Source organism: Mucilaginibacter sp. OK268 (assembly GCF_900103125.1).
Classification (GTDB): Bacteria; Bacteroidota; Bacteroidia; order Sphingobacteriales; family Sphingobacteriaceae; genus Mucilaginibacter.
Genome location: NZ_FNJV01000001.1, coordinates 929,577 through 948,158, shown reverse-complemented (window position 1 = coordinate 948,158; position 18,582 = coordinate 929,577). Strand labels below are relative to the sequence as shown.

Genomic DNA, 18,582 nt, shown 5'->3' with positions numbered 1-18,582 from the left:
ATGAAACTATTCCGGGCAGTAATGTGATAAAGGCTCATGATAGTTCCATAAAATTTAATATTTAATTACTAGTACTGATACCATATATGCAATCTTTGATCGCCAGGTGCTGGATCGGCAACGAACGAAGCATGTGTATCAAACTGACATGTTGGGTTCATAACACATGCACCCAATTCATCCCCTCTGCCTTCGTTGTTAATGGCATCAAACCAAGATTGCCAAACGCCGTAACCGGAATGTATGGCACTTCCGTAATAATCTGTAATATCCTGGTCAGTTGATTGCCACGATAAGGTCCGGAAACCGCATGCTTGATGCAGACCATCAAATACGGCCCCATCCTTAACCCAGTTGCTCCACCAGTCGGCTTGTTCCAGTGGACTTGGTACCACATCGCATGATTCAAAAGCAATAAACTCACAATTCCAGTCGCCATAACCTTTATTAGAGGTATTGCCCGCTGTGGCCAGGTTTACACCGCCCGAAGTTGTGCTGATAAACCATTGATTGCCATGACCGGCAAATATGGCAAAGTCCATAGCGTCAACCCGACTGTTGTTAATACTGGTAAATTGAAAATCATAGGCCCAGTAATATTGTTCATAGCTGAAGTGCTTTAAAAAATTGTACACTACTTCATCATGGCCCTGATCTTTGGTTCCGGCATACCCGCCTTCCATTCTATCAGCTCCTTTTGAATTGTAAGCTGCGATCATTACAATTGCAGACATTATTATAATCACCTTTTTCATTGATGTATATTTTTTGCCTATTCTTTTTATCCCGTTTTCGGCTTACCGGGGGCTTACTCTTTTATCAGGATTTTCGGCTTTATTCCTTTTAATGGATGATGATTCTTTTATAAATAACTCTTTTTCAATTTGTTATTAGTAAATCTAAAGACATATAAAAGGAATAAACCCAGTAGTTTTACTGTTTAGCGGTAGTACTTTTACGCTATTTATTTTAATAGAGATCAGGGGGCTGACATTAAATAATCTACCGGGCTTTTTAAATAAATCATACTTTTATAAAACTTAATCAACCTGATGATATGGAATTTGGCCGCGTTACCCCGCAAGAATTAGCTACTATAGATTTTACCCTTCCCCCAGACACTGCGCTTACTTTAAGCACTTTGGCGGCTGCAAAAAGCAAGGAGCCATTACAGGTTCGCGTGGGTTGTGCCAAATGGGGCCGTAAGGAATGGGTAGGCCAGATCTATCCGCTTAAAACCAAAGAGGCCAATTTTTTGGACGAATACGTAAAGCACTTTGACTGTATTGAGCTCAACGCCACATTCTACAATGTTTATGGACCCGACACTATTACCAAATGGAAAGCCAAAGCCGACAGCAATCCCGATTTTAAATTCTGCCCCAAATTTTCGCAAAGCATCAGTCATATCCGCAGACTAAAAAATGCCGAAGATATCACCACCAGCTATTACGAAGGTGTTATGGCCTTTGGCGATAAACTGGGACCTATGTTTTTGCAACTGAGCGATAACTATACCCCAAAAAGCTTCCCGGAGCTAAAAGCATACCTGGAGCAATTACCCAAAGATGTACCTGTTTTTGTAGAGCTGCGGCATAAGGAATGGTTTGCCCTGCCCGAGAACAGCGAAAAGGTTTTCAAGCTATTTCATGACCTCAACATCGGCGCGGTAATTACCGATGCTACCGGTAGGCGCGATGTGGTACACATGAACCTACCCACGCCGCATGCGTTTATCCGCTTTGTGGGTAATGGATTGGTGGGGGATAATTTTGATTCGGACAAGGCCCGTTTAGATGAGTGGATTGTCCGCATTAAACAATGGCAGCAACAGGGCTTAAGATCGGTATGGTTTTTTATGCACCAGCACGATGAACGCTACTCACCTATCCTGGCTGATTATGTGACTGACGAGCTAAACAAAGCATTAGGTACGCAATTGCTTCGCCCTAAATTCATCGAAGCACAAAGTACCTTGTTTTAGTTAGATACCAGGCCGGATATTACGTTAATACTTAAGGCTACTATAGCAGTATTAAAAGCAAATGAGATCATTCCATGGATCCAGGCCAGGCGACGGATCTGGCGGGAAGATATCTCCACGTCCGATACCTGGAAGGTCATGCCGATCACAAAGGAGAAATAAACAAAATCGAGATAATCCGGCTGTTTTTCATCACCCGGAAATTCAAGACCGCCCAGTGTTTTCTTTTTACCGTCGTCATCCACATCAGTGGTATAATACATATGCGCGTAACGTAGCGTAAATATGGTATGCACCAAAATCCAGGAAACAATAACTGATGCCATACCCAGCAAAACATGCTCGGTTACTGCTTCTGGCGACAAGTGTTTGGATGATTTAAGCAGAAAAAATATAGCCAGTGTGCTCACTATGGAAGCTACGATCACAAACAGGAATATCAACGTACGGCTGGAATCCTGGATCCGGGCTATTTTACGCACTTCCATGGGGTGAGAGGACAGGATGATTACCCAATCCATAATGATAATGGTCAATGCAAAGGCAATCCAGGTGACCAGTATTACCGCAGGCGTACTACAATGCCCCAGGGACAAAAGCAAAACGATGCCACTTATTACTAATGAAATAAGCACCCGGTAATGAGCATCCAACCGAAACCAAACCTTTGATTTTATTTTATTTGCAGGCATAAGAAAGTTTATACCGTAAATATGGTGATGAATTGTGTAGAATTAATGAATTACTTAAAAAGAGTCAAGAGTTTAGGTAATAGAGTCAAGAACCAAGAGTCAAGAATTAAGAAAAGATTGTTTTCTGTCTTGATTCTTGGTTCTTGACTCTATTCTTCTTCCACTATCCAGGCTACACGGCCAACCTGTCCGTCATCTAACTGCACTTTGATACCCCTAGAATGATAAGCCGAGCTGGTTAACAGTCTTTTTACAAAACCACGTGTAAGGGTACCTGTACGCTGATCTTTCTTTAGGATAATGTCAACCTCCAGGCCTGGGTATATATCGCTTCTGTTTTGTCCGTTCATTTGTTTAGTGATTACACTGATTACTTTATGATTTCACCGATTTGTACAATTGTCGTCATTGCGAGGTACGAAGCAATCTCTATACTATACAGAGCGAACCTGCTTATCGGGGATTGCTTCGTACCTCGCAATGACGTGTAGATATTTTTTTTATTTCACCAGTTCTTTTATCGCTTTATCAACCTTTTCAAAATCAAAATTGGTGAGCAATTTATCAAAGGCAGCCGTAATTTGTTCATTGCCCAGGTTGCCTATACTGCCTTCGTGGGTATGGTTTACGGTTTTGTCGGGGTTAAAATCGCCCTGTTCAATAGCCAGGCCTACCTGTTTGTAGGCATCACGGAAAGGTGTGCCGTTTAATACCATGCGGTTCACTTCCTCCACACTGAACAGGTAAGCATACTTGGGGTCTTTTAAAATATCGGCATTTACACTGATGTTTTGCAGCATAAAGGTAGCCATATGCAGGCAGCTTTTCAGGTCAGCAAAAGCCGGGAACAGTAATTCTTTCAGTAATTGAAGCTCGCGGTGATAACCCGATGGCAGGTTGGTGGTCATCATGGCTACATCGGTCGGCAATGCCTGCAGGCGATTACATTTGCCACGCATAATTTCCCAAACATCGGGATTCTTTTTATGCGGCATAATGCTGCTGCCTGTAGTTAAAGTATCCGGATAGCTTACAAAAGCAAAATTCTGGCTCAGGTATAGCGCCTGATCCATTGCCATTTTAGCCAGCGTGGCCGCTACAGACGATAAAGCCTGTGCGATGATCCGCTCAGTTTTACCGCGCCCCATCTGCGCATATACTACGTTGTAATTTAAACTATCAAAACCCAGCAACTGGGTGGTTAAAGTACGGTTTAACGGGAACGACGAGCCATAACCCGCTGCCGAACCCAGCGGATTTTTATTGGTGATGCGATAAGCTGCCAAAACAAGCTCCAGGTCATCGGCCAGGCTTTCGGCATAGGCGCCAAACCACAAACCAAATGACGATGGCATGGCTACCTGCAAATGCGTATAGCCAGGCAGTAAAACATCCTTATGCTTTTCGCTGAGGGTAATTAACTGGCGAAACAGCGTTTCCGTTTCTTCAACCACCTGTTGTAACTGGTGGCGGAAAAACAATTTCAGATCAACCAGCACCTGGTCGTTACGGGAGCGACCGCTATGGATTTTCTTGCCGGCATCGCCTATGCGTTGGGTAAGCAGCATCTCTACCTGCGAGTGTACATCCTCTACTCCATCCTCAATGATAAAACCGCCTTTTTCAATATCGGCGTATATGGCTTTTAACTCGCGCTGTACCAGGTCAAGATCGGCAGTATCCATCAATCCTATGCTTTGCAGCATACGGGTATGGGCCAATGATCCTAACACATCAAAGGCTGCCATTTGCTCGTCAAATTCCCTGTCGCGGCCAACAGTAAAGCTCTCTACCAGTTCATTTACGTTGGTAGTTTTTTGCCATAACTTACTCATGGTGCAAATATGTGAATTATTGTGTAATTACTATTTGGTTTGTTGGAATTAGCAAAGCTACTTTGCTACGTCATGCCGAACTTGTTTCGGCATCTCACCAGCAATGTGTACTATGCAAGGTTACCTGTCCTGTGGGATCCCGAAACAAGTTCGGGATGACCTATATTGAGGTTAAATTAATTTATTTAAAATATTCTACTAAATCTATAGGAATTATATAAATAGTTTTTATATTTGCAGGGTCAACAACGACAAATAGTTCTTTATGACGCTTATCAAGAAAGACTGAGGGAAAGGCCCAAAGACGTCTTAGCAACCTGTACATCCGCATAATGTAAAAGGTGCTAATTCCTGCTCCGTATAGGAGAAAGATAAACAAAGATCTTACCCTTCCATCTTCCATAAGTGATTTATAGTTTTTTTTTAAAAAGTCGCGTGACCGAGAGGATAGGTTAAGGTCTGCAAAACCTTCTACGGCAGTTCGAATCTGCCCGCGACGTCAAATTTTCCTTTTTTTCCTTAAAAAATTACACTATACCTGGTCGAAACCCTGAGGTAGGGATAGGTTTTGTCTACATCCGGATGATCCTTGTAATTACCCTCCAGCCTGAAATAACCCGGCTCAGCGCAAATAGAAAACCCCTTAATGAACATATAGCTCAGCTCGCTCGAAACCGCATGTAAAAAATAGTGCGAATTATTGCCGTTAACCGTTATCATCCATCCACCCCGGTAATTAATTCCGTAGAATATTTTATTAAAAATGCTGATGGTTCCCCCACCGTTGATAGCAAAACCTGGCCCGTAGTCATAATTACGACCTTTAAAAAGATAAGGATCTGGTATGGCGGCCAGCAATATGGGGCCTGCACCAAATGAAGTATTGATCTTGAGGTTTTTATTAAACCTGTACTCCGACAGCATATTAAACTTAACACTTTGCCCGCCATAAAAAAATGCCCGGTTATGGATATAATCGTAATTGGCCGATAGGATCAGCAGGTTCCTGATATTATCCTTAATGGAAATATCCCAGCCGGCAAGTGATCCGTACACACTGATCACATTAACATTGGTACTGTCATCCTGCCCAAATTCGGCGGTAACGGCTATATTGCTGAAAGGCGTTTTTAAATCTTCGGAAGGGTCGCCATACAACATCCGTGCCCGGCCGTACCAGCCAAAATGCCCGCCCGCGCGTAAACCTTTGCCGCTTTCATTTACATTACGCAGCCCCAAATCTAGCTCTGCGCTGATGCGTGTCGAGTCGCGATCCTTTGGGCTTCCGTACACCTTACCCCATTTACCATCCAACAGGCGATTAAGCCCGTTCATGGGATTTACTATAAACCCAAGCACCTCTCTCGCCTGTCTTTTAAAACCGCGTTGCCTGTTGTTCACGATCTTGTTGGAGAAGCGGTAGGTCATTTCGCCCAATACAATACCCCCGAAGCTGGTATTGATAAGATCATTTGGTGCCGGGGCCTGGTTTTCGGCAAAGGTTTCCCATAGGTAGCTGCCCACCACAGCTGCCGGGGCCGATTGCCAAAACGTATATCCATTGCTGCGAAATGCACTGTAAAACAAACTGCCGTGGTAAGGGTGACCAAACTGATTGGTTTGAAAAGGATCATTATCCCAGGTCCAGCTGCCGGGATTCAGGTTATGACCAACCGTTTTCCAGGAGATCCGGGCGTAGTCTTTTTGGGCCACGTAGCGGTCAAAGATCCAGGGCGTCAGTTCAGCTATCAGGAGTTCGCCTACAGCACGGCCAAATTTTTTCTTGATCAGTGTATCCTTAAAGCTATCCTGTGCCGAATGCCGAACAACAGGAAGCCTGTGAAAAGGCACCTGTGCAAAAAGCACACCGGTACTTATAATGAAGATATAAAGCAGTAGCAGCGGCCTTAAGTGAGTGAAACAGGTATGGGTATGCATCATCTAAAAACAGGTTATGACGATGATGTATCCCTCCGCCCGTATCCACAAATCGTTATCAGGACTGATATATCAGCATCTTGTTGATGTCAAAGAGTTGTATAAACTATAACTCAGAAGAAAATAAGCGGGACAATTGTTTTTGATCTCCCTTAATTAAATTTACCAAAATTTAACTTTGGATTAACAGACTAAGCGGATGCGCAGGGTCTGGCCTAAAAAATAGGACCGGAATAGCTATGCTTATAAGTACATCAGCCCTTTAAAACCACCCGTTTCATAATAAAACGGTTCAAAGTTTTCGGCCTCAGCCAGTTCGCAACTTACCTGCATGGTGGTAAAAGTTACATCTCCAAAAATATTGGCTATGGCGGTATCGGCAGCATCCCTGCCGGTGGCTATTTTGATCAGGCCGTTGAGCGGCACCAGTTTGGTAGCATCAAAAAGCACCCAGTTGCCACCCAGGTAGGCCTCAAAGCAGGCATGAAAATCGGCAGGTTTAAGGTGATAAGCATAGCCAGTAAAATAGCGCGCCGGTATGGTAAGCGCCCGGCACAGGGCTATGCCCAGGTGGGCAAAGTCCCGGCATACCCCTACCTGCTCGGTCACGGTATCAAAGGCTGATGTTTGCGCATTGCTATAACCGCTCAGGTATTGCACATTGTTATGGATCCAGTCGGTAAGGGTTACCACCTGCTCAAACGGATTATCGATATGCCCAAACAGGTTATGCGCCAGGCGGTATAACTTGTCCGACTGGCAATACCGGCTCGGGTTCAGATAAGGCAGCACGCTTACATCTAGCTGGGCAACCAAGGTTTCTTCCTGCCGACTATAATCAATTACCTCGTAGTAATTATCAACCAGAGCATTATAGGTAACTTTAATGGTTCCCGGTTCTGCCACTTCAAAACGGATCAGCCGGTTTTCGGCCTGTGTTGATACTAGCTCCTCTACCTTAATATAGGGTTCAACGGTAAATTCTTCGTTCAGCACGGCCTGGTGAGGCGTGCGCAGGGCATGTATATTTAATATCAATGTGCCGGGCGACTGTACCACATACTCCATTTGGGTAAACACATTGAACTTCATAATTATTGAATTATTGATTTAGTGACTTTTTTCTTGCTCCGGTGCCATTAACTTAAGAAGCTGGCCCCATCGGGGTCAAAGGTCGGTAGCAAACAATGGAACAAAAGTCCCGTGCCGTCAGGTACGATACCACCGCGTTGTATATCAGAGGAAGATGTAGCGTACCTAACGGTACGCGGGATACCCTCTTTCAATCTTCTACTACCGACCTTTAACACCTACGGTGTTTGCTTAAGTTAATGATATTACTTCAGAAATCCTTGTTCTAAAAATCTTTTCATCAACTCTTAGCTGTAATTTCGTTTAGTTTTTCAAATGCCGGATCCATCCAGGCTTCCGAAACATGGTTAAGGGCGTTCTTCAGCTCTTCGGCCCATTGTGCCGATATAAATTCCAGGTCCTTTTTCTCATACCGCTGCTCCACCACCTCAAAGCTGTCTTTCTTATAAAGTACCACATCAATCGGAAAATCCACGTTATTGGCACTTACCCGGGTTGAATCAAACGACAGAAAACCAGTCTTAAGAGCCAGTTTCAGGCTCGAATTTTCGGTAAGCGTACGGTTTAAAATAGCCTTGCCATGCGCCGCGTTGCCGATAACCACGTAGGGCGAACCCTCGCCCAGCTCCACCCAGTTACCTTCGGGATAAAGCAAAAACAACTTGTGTTCATCATCATCCTGAAGCTGTCCGCCAATAATGGTATTCAGATCAAACTTAAAACCCGCCTGCTCCAACGCCGCCTTGTCTTCCACGGCCGCCAGCTTCACCTTTTCACCAAAGGCATTTACAGCTTTGTACAGCTTGTTAAACTCCCTGGTTTCCAGCTGTTCGGTAAAGTAAGTAATGGCCTTATCCCGAACCGAGCGCAAACCGCTGGTCATGATAAAAAGCGAAAAATGATCTTTTTGTGCTATCGTGATCTTCTTTTTTACAGTAGTATCGGTTCCTGTAGTAATGCGGGTATCGGCAATAGCCAGCAACCCCTCTTTAACTTTAATTCCCAGACAATAGGTCATCTTAAAAAAACGTAACGCGTTAAAAATTCCGAAACCACCAAAGTAATTAAATAAAGGGAGATTATGTGTAGAATGAGCAAATTGGTTTTGGAAATCGCGTTTAAAAAAATGCATCTTGTCATGCCGAATTTATTTCGGCATCCCACAGGATATTCACTCTTGCCAGATCTGCGATTTGCCTGTTGCAGACTTATCCCGTGCTTACCTGCGAGTGGGATGCCGAAATAAATTCGGCATGACGTCCGCTTTTTAAATTCTTCTTCCAGCTTCAGCCAACGGTTTAAATTCAAGTACACAAAATGGCTTTAGCCTAAATTCTCCGCAGAGCATTCTGCATGCGATCCTATTCAATTTAAATTTTTGTTGGCTAAATCGTTATTATTCGGTATTCTTGAACTTTTGCGCATAACCCCGGCGCACCTGCTTTTACCTAATAAACAAAACATCAATGACCGAACACAAACTTAATCCTGAGGTACTAAAAACCAAACAACACTTTGAAATTCTGGACGGACTGCGGGGAGTAGCAGCTTTCGCCGTGGTGATCTTCCATTTTATGGAAATAGCTTATTCCGATTACAGTCAAAACTTTATCGGGCATGGTTTCCTGGCGGTCGACTTTTTCTTTTGCCTGTCGGGCTTTGTGATCGGGTATGCTTATGATGACCGTATTGGCAAAATGGGGATCATGGAGTTTTTTAAATCAAGGGTCATCAGGCTGCATCCCCTGGTTATTTTCGGTTCGGTGCTGGGCCTGTTAGCTTTCCTTTTTGATCCCTTTGGCGGTCACCCTGAGCTGTACAGCGCGGGCAGACTGATACTGCTATTTTTAATGTCTGTACTGCTTATTCCCTTCCCGGTAATGTCAGACCGCTATTTTAACCAGTTCGGTTTTAACGCGCCCGCATGGTCGCTGTTTTGGGAGTATATAGCCAATATTGTTTATGCTCTTGTGCTTTGCCGTGTTCATAAGCGTGTGCTGCTTGTGCTCACTATATTGGCGACACTGGGTATTTGTTTTGTGGCGCAGCACTCCGGCAACCTGATGGGTGGCTGGGGTAAGGGCAACTTTTGGGACGGCGGCGCCCGCATCAGTTATTCGTTTTTAGCCGGTTTGCTGGTATACCGCTTCAATTGGATCATCAAAAACAAGCTGGGCTTTTTAGGCCTGGCAGTGCTGCTGGCTTTAACCTTCCTGATGCCTTTCTCCAATAAATGGAACTGGCTTAGCGAAACGCTGGTGGTGATCTTTTACTTCCCGCTACTGATAGCCTTAGGTGCCGGAGCCGTGCTAACGCAAGGCATAAAGAAACTTTGCGTATTCTCCGGAAAAATATCATACCCGCTGTACATGACCCATTACGCGGTCATGTGGATGTTTGGCAACTACTACGCCGCCCACAAACCCGGCCCGGGTCAATTGGGGCTTATTATTTCGATATCGGCGATCCTGCTGGTTGGAATAGCTTACCTGGTAATGGTGATCTATGATATCCCGGTACGCAGATATCTGACAAGCAAAAGGAAACAAGGGTAAATATTGACCCTCTCCGTAATTTTTCGTATATTTATATCAAACGACAGCCCGGCCCTTTTTTCAAGGACGCCGGGCTGTTTGGTTAAGGCAACAGGAGAGCCAAAAACCAACCGTTCAGTAGCAATCAATTAACTATTAACTACTTATTATTTTTCAAACCGGTATTATAAAATATAGAACACTGCCTGTTTTTGTTGTTGGTTGTTGGTCACCATGTCCGTCACCTGGGGCATTTCGTCTTTTAGCATTTGTTTCAGGTCCTGCTCAATTTTCCGGCTGATGGCGGTGGTTGGTGTATCGGTCGGCATGTTCTCAAAAGGGTCCTGCAAGTGGATAGCCATTTTCTCGATCAGGAAAAATGCCGACGAAAGCGCAATTACCAGGGGCACCTGCAATATGCCAAAAAATTCCATCAGGCTAAAAGGCAGCAGCAGTACAAAAAACAGTACCAGCCAATGTATATACACACTATAAGTAGCCGGGAACACCGTATTTTTGATACGCTCACAACCACCCATAGAGTTGGTAAAACCGGTCAGGGTACCATCCATAGTTACCTGCTGGTATTCGTTAATCCAGCCTAATTTGTACAGGGTGCGCAGGTCATGGCCTTGTAATTCATTCAGCGCCAGCGGCACATGATCCATATCACGAATATTCCTGATATCGTCATCGCTCAAAAAGGCTTCCAGGTGCTGTTTAGCATCCTGTTTGCGCAAGTGGCGGCTCAGGCTGTAGCACCAGGCTATCTGCCGTTTTACTATCCGCTCTTTGAGGGCCCATTTTTCTTCGCCATCGTAACTACTATCGACAAAGGTGAGTACCTGACGGGTAAAAGTGCGGCAATCATTTACGATAGCTCCCCATAAAATACGGGCTTCCCACCAGCGGTCATACGCTTGGTTTGACCGGAAAGCCAACAGCAGGGATATGATAGTACCTAATATAGTAGGCACCGTTAAGGGGATAGATACCTCTTTAAAATTATAGTACTGGTGCATCAAATAAATAGCCGACGAATAAATGGCCACCAGGATGAGTTCTTTTTTTATTTTACCGAATACATAAGTAACCGGGATGTTTTCTTTTAGCAGCATGATGTTTTAATAATTAAGGGGTTAATTACTGTTGTTCAATTAATTCCGGCTCCTCGGTAACCATATCGGCCATAATGCCGGGTGTTTCGGCTACGGTAAGTACCCGTTTCCCGCATTTTTCAATCAGCACTTCGGGGTCGATGCTATTTTTGAAAAGCAATTTATAATTATCATGCGGCGGCACAATGGCATCTACCTCATGGGCATCCAGGTAGTTATTAAAAACAGCTACGGTACTTCCATAAAAAATATCGATGTGGATACGGTTGATCAGGTGGCTGAAATCTTTCTCCATGTCGCGGCAGCGGATATAAAAATTATCCGGGATCTGCCTGAACTCTGTCGAACGGCGCGAAAGCATCAGCAGTTCGCCTATATTGTCGGTAATTTTTAGCATGTGCACCAGCCTGATATCCACTTTTTGCGGATAGTATTGCTGGGCTATGTTCGGGATACTTTGAAGCGATTGGTAGGTAAAATCGGTGGGGATGAACAGCGTTTTCATAGTCGTAATTATTAATGGTTTAACTTGTACAATTTTGTTTGATACAAGTGTAGCCCCCAATAATTAAGATGATCTAAGAAAGTTATTAGAATTTGATTAGAGTTTTACGCCAATGCATCCACAGGCAAAAAAACCTTGATCTCGGTTCCTTTACCAACATCTGAGCGGATCCCTATGCTCCCCCTGTGCAAGCGTATAATATTGAGTGTTAAAGGCAGGCCTACGCCATGTCCTTCATAACTGTGCGTATTGGAAGCCCTGAAAAAAGGTTCAAAAATGTGTTGCAGTTCGCTTTCAGGGATACCGATGCCCTGGTCGGTGATGGAGATGATCACTTTATTGTTTTCGGCCAGCAGCCTTATTTTTACCAAACGGTTGTCCGAATATTTGCAGGCGTTGCTGATGATGTTGGTAATAGCCAGGCGCAGTAAATTACTGTTACCGCTTACATAAAGCAGGCGTTCGTCGGTTGGCATATCTTCCAGATCGATCTGGATATTACTGTCGGTATTGATTTTTTTAATGGATTCGGAAGCTGTCATCAGGAGCTCATCTATCCGGATGCTTTCCCAGCGCTGTTTTTTACCGTCAAAACCCGATTGGGCAAGGGTTAATAAACTATTTAGTATCTGGCCCAGCTTCTCAGCTTCCGAATAAATGGTGCCAAATACCTCGCGCTGCTCGGAGTTTGCATCAGTTTTGCTCAGCGCCAGCTCGGCTTCAGTGCTAATGATGGTTAAGGGTGTACGCAGCTCGTGCGAGGCATTGCTTACAAAGTTATTCTGTGTTTCAAAAGCTGTTTCCAGGCGGTTAAGCATATCATTGAAAGTATAGGATAGTTCGGCTACCTCATCCTTGCCGCTGAGCTCATCCAGCCTGAAATGCAGGTTATTGGCGGTTATATTTTTAACATTATTAATGATACGCCGTATAGGTTGAAAGGTATAAAAGGAGAATATTTTACCTACAAAATAAACCAATATCATAGCTGCCAGAAAGCCGTAGATCAATATCCTCTGCAGATCCTTCAACTCCTGGAAACCCGACGGATCCGACGCCGAAACGATAACAATGTATTTACTATTATCCTTCGTAAATACTCTGCCTGCATAAAAAATGTTATCCATCTTATAACGTGCAGTACTATCTTTTAGGATGCTTTTAATAAAGCTGCCTTTAACATTTACGCCGCCGGTTATATTAATTTTATTGACCGTATCGGTATTAAAAAAATATTCTTTTTCCGATTCCAGCTTCTCCAAATAGCGGTTCCTTACTTCCTGGTAGGCCCGGCTTTTGGCACCAGGGAACAGGTGCACCTGCGCAGATATATTTACGCGGGCCTCCAACCGTTTAAAAAAATCGTCGAAGCCAAACCGGTATACCAGGTAAAAGATAGTGATATTGAGCAATAACAATATTACACCAGAAAGTAACAGGAACAGCAGGGTTATTTTACTTTGTATTTTCATCGGGCGCTTCCTCTTTCATAATATATCCCATACCAAAAACCGTATGAATGAGCTTTGTACCACCACCCCTTTCCAGCTTTTTACGCAGATAGTTTACATACACATCAACCACGTTAGTCCCCATGTTAAAATCAATATCCCACACACTTTCCAGTATCTGGATCCGTGACAATACTTTTTTCTGATTCTTCACAAAATACTCCAGCAAACGGTACTCTGTAGCTGTAAGTTTTAAGGGGTCCTGATTACGGTAAGCTATTTTTGATTCGGCATTAAGCTCCAGATCGTTAATTGTAAAGGTATTATTTTTAGGCTGTTGCTCCCCGCTTTTACGGCGCAACAGGGTACGCAGGCGGGCAGCCAGTTCGGCAATTTTAAAGGGTTTTACCAGGTAATCATCGGCACCGCTATCCAGGCCGTTCACGATGTTTTCGGTAGAGTCAAGCGCGGTAAGCATAATAACAGGCATCGTTTGCTTGTGCTGCCTGATAAGTTTACACACTTGTATACCATCCATTACGGGTAGCATTACATCCAGTATCACCAGGTCAAAATCATGATCAAGCGCCATTTGCAGACCAGTTGCTCCATTAGCCGCTACACTCACTTCGTAGCCAAATTCTGCAAGCCCGCGTTTTATTACCGATACCACGTTAGGTTCATCCTCAACCAACAATATCCCCATAGTATTATTTGTATAAATTTTAATCGCAGAAAACTATAGCGTATTAACCGCGCCCTGAGATATAGTTAACGACAAGACCAATTATTTCTTTTATATAAGTGCTCCATTTATTCAGCGCATCGGCACTGGGCACTAACTCACCTATGCCAAAGTCGCCGGTTCCGGCAATATAATTACAAGGGTATGGTATTACATCAACACCCATTTTTTTAAAGATCCTTGCCGACCGGCGCATATGAAAAGCGGAGGTTACCAATAAATATGGCCCACGCTGTCCGTGTTTTTGAAGCAAGGCTTTGGTTAAAGACGCGTTTTCCAAAGTATTGCGCGACTGATCCTCTATCAGTATGCAGCTATCCGGCACCTGCGCAGCTTTCAGTTGGTATTTGGCCCAGGCCCCTTCCCTAAAAGCGGTCGGGTTTAAATTACCGTTACCTCCTGAAATTAAAATATATTTTACCCTGCCGGTCTTTTGCAACAAAACCCCTTGTATAAACCTGTCTGCAGATGGGCCAAACATGCCGTGACCATCACTATCATCTGACGCGAAACCGCCTAATACAATAGCCGCACTGTATGTTTTGTTTTTTTCCAGTTGAGCAGGCGCTACATCCCAGGCCCTGGCCAGGCGATTGATCAGAAATGAATTAGAAAAAAAGTAAAGCAGCCCAATGCCCCATAACAGGTATTGGCGTTTACGGTTTACATTTTTTGCAAAAAATGCCATCAGCAGTAAAACGAACACGTATGATAGCGGAAAAAGCAAGAACGCCAATATTTTTGACAGGATAAAAAACATATACCGGTATACTTTAGCCGTAAAAGTAATTAAAATTTAGAGTCAAGATAGTAGAATCAGGGGTCAAGAAAAAACGGGAAAATCATTTGTTTAAATTAGTACATAAAAAGTGGGTTTACATGGTTTACACTTTTATGGTTTACACTTATATAATTAATTCATAATCAAATAATTAAATAAAAAACTCATCATAAAGTGGGTTTACAGTGTAAACCATAAATAAAACATTTTGTCCCCTCCGGGTCCCTTTCAGGAGACCCGGAGGTTGCCCAAGACCAGTCTATAACTAAGGGTCCTCTGCGAGAGACCCTGAGTGGGCAAAACCGCTCAAAATAAATTCAGAGGCGTTTTCCCTGATCGGGTAATTAAACTATTTCCTGATTCCTGATTCTAACATCTTGACTCTTAACCCGTATATGTAACAAACTGGCATCATCATTGTCATACAAACAATAAAAAAATAAATTATGGGCTTACTAAAACTTCTTGTCGTTGGTGCAGCAGTTGCTTACGGCATAAACTATGTGACCAAAAAGGGACCAAATGGCAAGTCGATCATTGACGACCTGACCGAAAACGGGCCTGAATGGATGGATCGTGCAAAAAGATACGGCGAACTCACTTTAGATCAAATAGCTGTTCGCGCTCAAAACTTCAGAGATAACAACAGGTTCTAAAATAACCGTTGCAGCATTATTATGCAGCATATTCTTTTTTTGGCGATAGCCTTACGGCAGGTTATGGCCAAAAAATACCAAAACAGAATCGCCCCCGGCATTGGTACAGCACACAATAGACGCAGATAAATTGCCTTATCATGTAATTAATGGCGGTCTTAGCGGTGATACCTCGGCCGGGGGCCCCTGGAAAGTTTTTCCCCGCGCGTCATTGCGAGGTACGAAGCAATCCCCAATTAGCAGGGTCGCCCTGTATAGCATAGAGATTGCTTCGTACCTCGCAATGACGCGTTTTTAATTCAAGTAGGTCACCCTCTTTTCAGCGAAGCGCAGACGGGCTGAGTCTTCACCTTATACCTACCCAAACCCCTCAGGACAGTTAGGGTTGCGCAAGCAAAAATATCAGCTTAACATTGCTGTAAGACCCTTGAATTATCTTGCTTACCTTTATAAACCGCTTTATTGCATTATATGAAACCATTTCTATGTAGGCGCACGCTTTACATCGCTTTATTATTTAATTTTCTCATCGCTAACACAAGCTTCGCCGGCACACCCGGCAAAGCAGCGGGCTTACAATCCGAACACCTCGTTAATCCCATTGGTATCGATTCCCGGCACCCTCGTTTAAGTTGGTTAATGGCCGATGAAAGACAAGGCGCGGCCCAAACTGCTTATCAGCTTATTGTTGGCACCGATTCCATGAGCGTTATCAATGGGAAAGGCGATAGCTGGCAAACCAGGCAGGTGGCGTCCTCAGCAAACCTGGTTAATTACCAGGGCAAGCCGCTACAACCATTTACCAAATACTACTGGCGGGTACAACTATGGGGTCAGGCAGGTAAAAAACTCGTACCATCTGCCATAGCCAGTTTTGAAACCGGGATGATGGATATGCGTAACTGGAAAGGCTCCTGGATAAGTGACAATAAAGGTATCGCTGTAAATCCCGCCCCCTACTTTAGGCATACCTTTAAGGTAGCCCGGCAGGTCCGCTCGGCAAGGGCTTATATCGCGGTAGCTGGCCTTTACGAATTATATATCAACGGGCAAAAGATCGGCAATCACCGTCTCGACCCGATGTACACCCGGTTTGACAGGCGCACCCTGTATGTAGCTTACGATGTTACCGCGCAGCTGCAAAACGGCAAAAACGCCATTGGGGTATTGCTGGGCAATGGCTGGTATAATCACCAGAGTACCGCCGTGTGGTACTTTCACCAGGCGCCCTGGCGCGGTCGCCCAACCTTTTGTATGGATCTGCGGATTACTTATACCGATGGTTCTGTCGAAACCGTGTCGTCCAACACACAATGGAAAACGTCACTAAGTCCTATCGTTTTTAACAGCATTTACACTGCCGAACACTACGATGCCCGCAAAGAACAACCGGGTTGGAATACGCCCAATTTTATAGATACCGCCTGGAAACATGTGATCAACCGTTCGGCCCCATCGCAAAACATTGTGGCGCAAAGCCTACAGCCTATCCGCAATGTAGAAGAAATAGCTGCCAAAAGTATCACCAAAATTGATAATAACCTGTGGGTATTTGATATCGGCAGGAATATATCCGGCGTGAGTAAGATCACTATTAAAGGCGATTCTGGCACCGTGATCCGCTTAAAACATGCCGAACGGCTCAACAAGAATGGTCATGTAGACCAATCCAATATCGACCTGCACTACCGCCCTACGGATGATAAAGACCCTTTCCAGACCGACATTTTTATTTTGAGCGGCAAAGGCGAAGAAACCTTTATGCCTAAGTTTAACTATAAGGGTTTCCAGTATGTAGAAGTAAGCAGCAGCAAACCTATAGAGCTAACTAAAGAAAGCCTGAAAGCTTATTTTATGCACAGCGATGTGGCCCCCATAGGTACGGTAACATCGTCAAACAAAACTATCAACCAGATCTGGAGCGCTACCAATAACTCCTACCTCAGCAACTTGTTTGGTTATCCTACCGATTGTCCGCAACGCGAAAAAAACGGATGGACGGGCGACGCTCACATCGCTAGCGAAACCGGGCTGTATAATTTTGATGCCATTACCATTTACGAAAAATGGCTGGCCGACCATCGCGACGAACAGCAGCCTAATGGTGTGCTACCATCCATCATCCCAACCGGTGGCTGGGGTTACGAATGGGGTAACGGCCCCGACTGGACAAGCACCATCGCTATTATCCCCTGGAACATTTATTTGTTTTATGGCGATAGCAAACTACTGGCAGATAGTTATACCAGTATTGAAAAGTACGTAAATCATATTGATGAACTCTATCCAACGGGACTAACCACCTGGGGCCTGGGCGATTGGGTACCGGTGAAGTCCGTATCGCCGGTTGAGTTGACTTCATCAGTCTATTATTATGCCGATGCCAGTATCCTGGCTAAAGCCGCAAAAATATTAGGCAAACAAGCCGATTTTGTAAAATACTCGGCACTGGCCAATAAGATCAAAAATGCCATCAACGCCAAATACCTGAACACCGAAACCGGCATATATGGCAAAGGTCTGCAAACCGAACTAAGTGTACCGCTTTACTGGGATGTGGTACCGCAAAATCTGAAAAGCAAAGTAGCCGCTAACCTGGCACAGCGTGTAGCCGCCGATAATTACCACCTGGATGTGGGAATCCTGGGAGCCAAAGCCATTTTAAGTGCCTTGAGCGATAATGGCTATCCCGATGTGGCTTATAAAATAGCATCGCAGGAAACTTTTCCTTCCTGGGGTTGGTGGATGGTGAATGGGGCCACTACACTGTATGAAAACTGGAAGATCGATGCCAAATCTGATATCTCGCTAAATCATATCATGTTTGGGGAGATAGGCGCCTGGTTATACAAAGGTATAGCGGGGATCCATACAGATCAGGATCACCCTGGTTTTAAAAACATCCTGTTACAACCCCACTTTGTAGCCGGACTTAATGAATTTACCGCTACTCATGATGGCCCGTACGGCAAAATAATATCCTCATGGCAACGTACAGATCATGGTATAACTTACAGGGTTACTGTACCGGCCAATTCAACCGCTACCATAACCCTGCCAACCGGTAAAACTTACCTGGGCGGCAAACTGATCAATGGTTCAAGACCTTACCAGGCGGTTGCAGGAAGTTATGTTTTTGAGGTGAAATAATTGTCACTTCAATTGCCATAGATATTTCATATTTACATTTACTTAACACCAAATGACCTTTTACTGACAAGCCGGTTCACCAACCGGCTTGTTTTGTATAT

At 44.2% G+C, this 18,582-nt stretch carries 16 protein-coding genes and 1 riboswitch; of the genes, 4 read left to right on the top strand and 12 right to left on the bottom strand.

All coding sequences use genetic code 11. The features are described 5' to 3' along the window. Positions 1-68: 68 nt before the first annotated feature. Positions 69-755: a DUF6345 domain-containing protein gene (locus BLR84_RS03945; protein WP_143013822.1), complete on the bottom strand. Its 687-nt coding sequence runs from the start codon at positions 753-755 to the stop codon at positions 69-71. A 302-nt stretch (positions 756-1,057) separates the two neighbouring features. Between BLR84_RS03945 and BLR84_RS03940 the strand changes: the two genes are divergently transcribed. Next, entirely contained in the window at positions 1,058-1,984 is a 927-nt protein-coding gene (locus BLR84_RS03940) for a DUF72 domain-containing protein (protein ID WP_090464605.1), read from the top strand. Here the strand turns inward: BLR84_RS03940 and BLR84_RS03935 are convergent. The 6 genes from BLR84_RS03935 to BLR84_RS03910 form a co-directional block, all read right to left on the bottom strand. Further along, a complete protein-coding gene (locus BLR84_RS03935) occupies positions 1,981-2,676 on the bottom strand; it encodes a DUF1345 domain-containing protein (RefSeq protein WP_090464602.1) in 696 nt (231 codons plus the stop codon). The genes BLR84_RS03940 and BLR84_RS03935 overlap by 4 nt on opposite strands. A gap of 149 nt (positions 2,677-2,825) precedes the next feature. After that, positions 2,826-3,026 carry a YwbE family protein gene (locus BLR84_RS03930; RefSeq protein WP_090464599.1) on the bottom strand — a complete coding sequence of 67 codons (201 nt, stop codon included), beginning with the start codon at positions 3,024-3,026 and terminating at the stop codon, positions 2,826-2,828. Positions 3,027-3,176: 150 nt separating this feature from the next. Beyond that, positions 3,177-4,511, bottom strand: a complete 1,335-nt coding sequence (gene argH, locus BLR84_RS03925) for an argininosuccinate lyase (RefSeq protein WP_090464596.1) — start codon at positions 4,509-4,511, stop codon at positions 3,177-3,179. A gap of 269 nt (positions 4,512-4,780) precedes the next feature. Continuing rightward, a riboswitch (SAM riboswitch) is annotated at positions 4,781-4,889 on the top strand. 141 nt (positions 4,890-5,030) lie between these two features. Then, positions 5,031-6,452, bottom strand: a complete 1,422-nt coding sequence (locus tag BLR84_RS03920) for a DUF3943 domain-containing protein (RefSeq protein WP_090464593.1) — start codon at positions 6,450-6,452, stop codon at positions 5,031-5,033. 240 nt (positions 6,453-6,692) lie between these two features. After that, a complete protein-coding gene (locus BLR84_RS03915; protein WP_090464590.1) occupies positions 6,693-7,541 on the bottom strand; it encodes a transglutaminase-like domain-containing protein in 849 nt (282 codons plus the stop codon). Positions 7,542-7,821: 280 nt separating this feature from the next. Next, positions 7,822-8,673 (bottom strand): proteasome-type protease, encoded by an 852-nt coding sequence (locus BLR84_RS03910; RefSeq protein WP_255366846.1) that lies wholly within the window; start codon positions 8,671-8,673, stop codon positions 7,822-7,824. Positions 8,674-9,007: 334 nt separating this feature from the next. Between BLR84_RS03910 and BLR84_RS03905 the strand changes: the two genes are divergently transcribed. Continuing rightward, positions 9,008-10,096: an acyltransferase family protein gene (locus BLR84_RS03905; RefSeq protein WP_090464587.1), complete on the top strand. Its 1,089-nt coding sequence runs from the start codon at positions 9,008-9,010 to the stop codon at positions 10,094-10,096. Between the two features lie 164 nt (positions 10,097-10,260). Here the strand turns inward: BLR84_RS03905 and BLR84_RS03900 are convergent, their stop codons facing one another. The 5 genes from BLR84_RS03900 to BLR84_RS03880 form a co-directional block, all read right to left on the bottom strand. Further along, entirely contained in the window at positions 10,261-11,193 is a 933-nt protein-coding gene (locus BLR84_RS03900) for a bestrophin family protein (RefSeq protein ID WP_090464583.1), read from the bottom strand. Positions 11,194-11,218: 25 nt separating this feature from the next. Beyond that, the gene (locus BLR84_RS03895; RefSeq protein WP_090464580.1) at positions 11,219-11,698 is read right to left on the bottom strand and encodes a hypothetical protein; all 480 of its coding nucleotides are present in this window, start codon (positions 11,696-11,698) and stop codon (positions 11,219-11,221) included. A gap of 104 nt (positions 11,699-11,802) precedes the next feature. After that, the gene (locus BLR84_RS03890; protein ID WP_090464577.1) at positions 11,803-13,170 is read right to left on the bottom strand and encodes a HAMP domain-containing sensor histidine kinase; all 1,368 of its coding nucleotides are present in this window, start codon (positions 13,168-13,170) and stop codon (positions 11,803-11,805) included. After that, the gene (locus tag BLR84_RS03885; protein ID WP_090464574.1) at positions 13,154-13,855 is read right to left on the bottom strand and encodes a response regulator transcription factor; all 702 of its coding nucleotides are present in this window, start codon (positions 13,853-13,855) and stop codon (positions 13,154-13,156) included. Before BLR84_RS03885 ends, BLR84_RS03890 begins: the two co-directional genes overlap by 17 nt. Positions 13,856-13,898: 43 nt before the next feature. Continuing rightward, on the bottom strand, positions 13,899-14,654 hold the full coding sequence (locus BLR84_RS03880) for a YdcF family protein (RefSeq protein ID WP_090464571.1): 756 nt from the start codon (positions 14,652-14,654) through the stop codon (positions 13,899-13,901). 467 nt (positions 14,655-15,121) lie between these two features. On the opposite strand from BLR84_RS03880, the gene BLR84_RS03875 reads away from it, so the two are divergent. Both BLR84_RS03875 and BLR84_RS03870 read left to right on the top strand, forming a co-directional pair. Next, positions 15,122-15,331 (top strand): hypothetical protein, encoded by a 210-nt coding sequence (locus tag BLR84_RS03875; RefSeq protein ID WP_090464568.1) that lies wholly within the window; start codon positions 15,122-15,124, stop codon positions 15,329-15,331. Positions 15,332-15,802: 471 nt separating this feature from the next. After that, complete coding sequence (locus tag BLR84_RS03870; RefSeq protein WP_090464565.1) at positions 15,803-18,481, top strand: alpha-L-rhamnosidase; 2,679 nt, start codon at positions 15,803-15,805, stop codon at positions 18,479-18,481. Positions 18,482-18,582 lie beyond the last annotated feature (101 nt).

Excerpts from the sequence above, each read along its gene's own strand:
- BLR84_RS03915 (WP_090464590.1), bottom strand. The coding sequence starts at position 7,541 with ATGAAGTTCAATGTGTTTACCCAAATGGAGTATGTGGTACAGTCGCCC.
- BLR84_RS03935 (WP_090464602.1), bottom strand. The coding sequence starts at position 2,676 with ATGCCTGCAAATAAAATAAAATCAAAGGTTTGGTTTCGGTTGGATGCT.
- BLR84_RS03870 (WP_090464565.1), top strand. The coding sequence starts at position 15,803 with ATGAAACCATTTCTATGTAGGCGCACGCTTTACATCGCTTTATTATTT.
- BLR84_RS03885 (WP_090464574.1), bottom strand. The coding sequence starts at position 13,855 with ATGGGGATATTGTTGGTTGAGGATGAACCTAACGTGGTATCGGTAATA.
- BLR84_RS03940 (WP_090464605.1), top strand. The coding sequence starts at position 1,058 with ATGGAATTTGGCCGCGTTACCCCGCAAGAATTAGCTACTATAGATTTT.
- BLR84_RS03900 (WP_090464583.1), bottom strand. The coding sequence starts at position 11,193 with ATGCTGCTAAAAGAAAACATCCCGGTTACTTATGTATTCGGTAAAATA.
- BLR84_RS03910 (WP_255366846.1), bottom strand. The coding sequence starts at position 8,673 with ATGCATTTTTTTAAACGCGATTTCCAAAACCAATTTGCTCATTCTACA.
- BLR84_RS03920 (WP_090464593.1), bottom strand. The coding sequence starts at position 6,452 with ATGATGCATACCCATACCTGTTTCACTCACTTAAGGCCGCTGCTACTG.
- argH (WP_090464596.1), bottom strand. The coding sequence starts at position 4,511 with ATGAGTAAGTTATGGCAAAAAACTACCAACGTAAATGAACTGGTAGAG.
- BLR84_RS03890 (WP_090464577.1), bottom strand. The coding sequence starts at position 13,170 with ATGAAAATACAAAGTAAAATAACCCTGCTGTTCCTGTTACTTTCTGGT.
- BLR84_RS03895 (WP_090464580.1), bottom strand. The coding sequence starts at position 11,698 with ATGAAAACGCTGTTCATCCCCACCGATTTTACCTACCAATCGCTTCAA.
- BLR84_RS03945 (WP_143013822.1), bottom strand. The coding sequence starts at position 755 with ATGAAAAAGGTGATTATAATAATGTCTGCAATTGTAATGATCGCAGCT.
- BLR84_RS03880 (WP_090464571.1), bottom strand. The coding sequence starts at position 14,654 with ATGTTTTTTATCCTGTCAAAAATATTGGCGTTCTTGCTTTTTCCGCTA.
- BLR84_RS03930 (WP_090464599.1), bottom strand. The coding sequence starts at position 3,026 with ATGAACGGACAAAACAGAAGCGATATATACCCAGGCCTGGAGGTTGAC.
- BLR84_RS03875 (WP_090464568.1), top strand. The coding sequence starts at position 15,122 with ATGGGCTTACTAAAACTTCTTGTCGTTGGTGCAGCAGTTGCTTACGGC.
- BLR84_RS03905 (WP_090464587.1), top strand. The coding sequence starts at position 9,008 with ATGACCGAACACAAACTTAATCCTGAGGTACTAAAAACCAAACAACAC.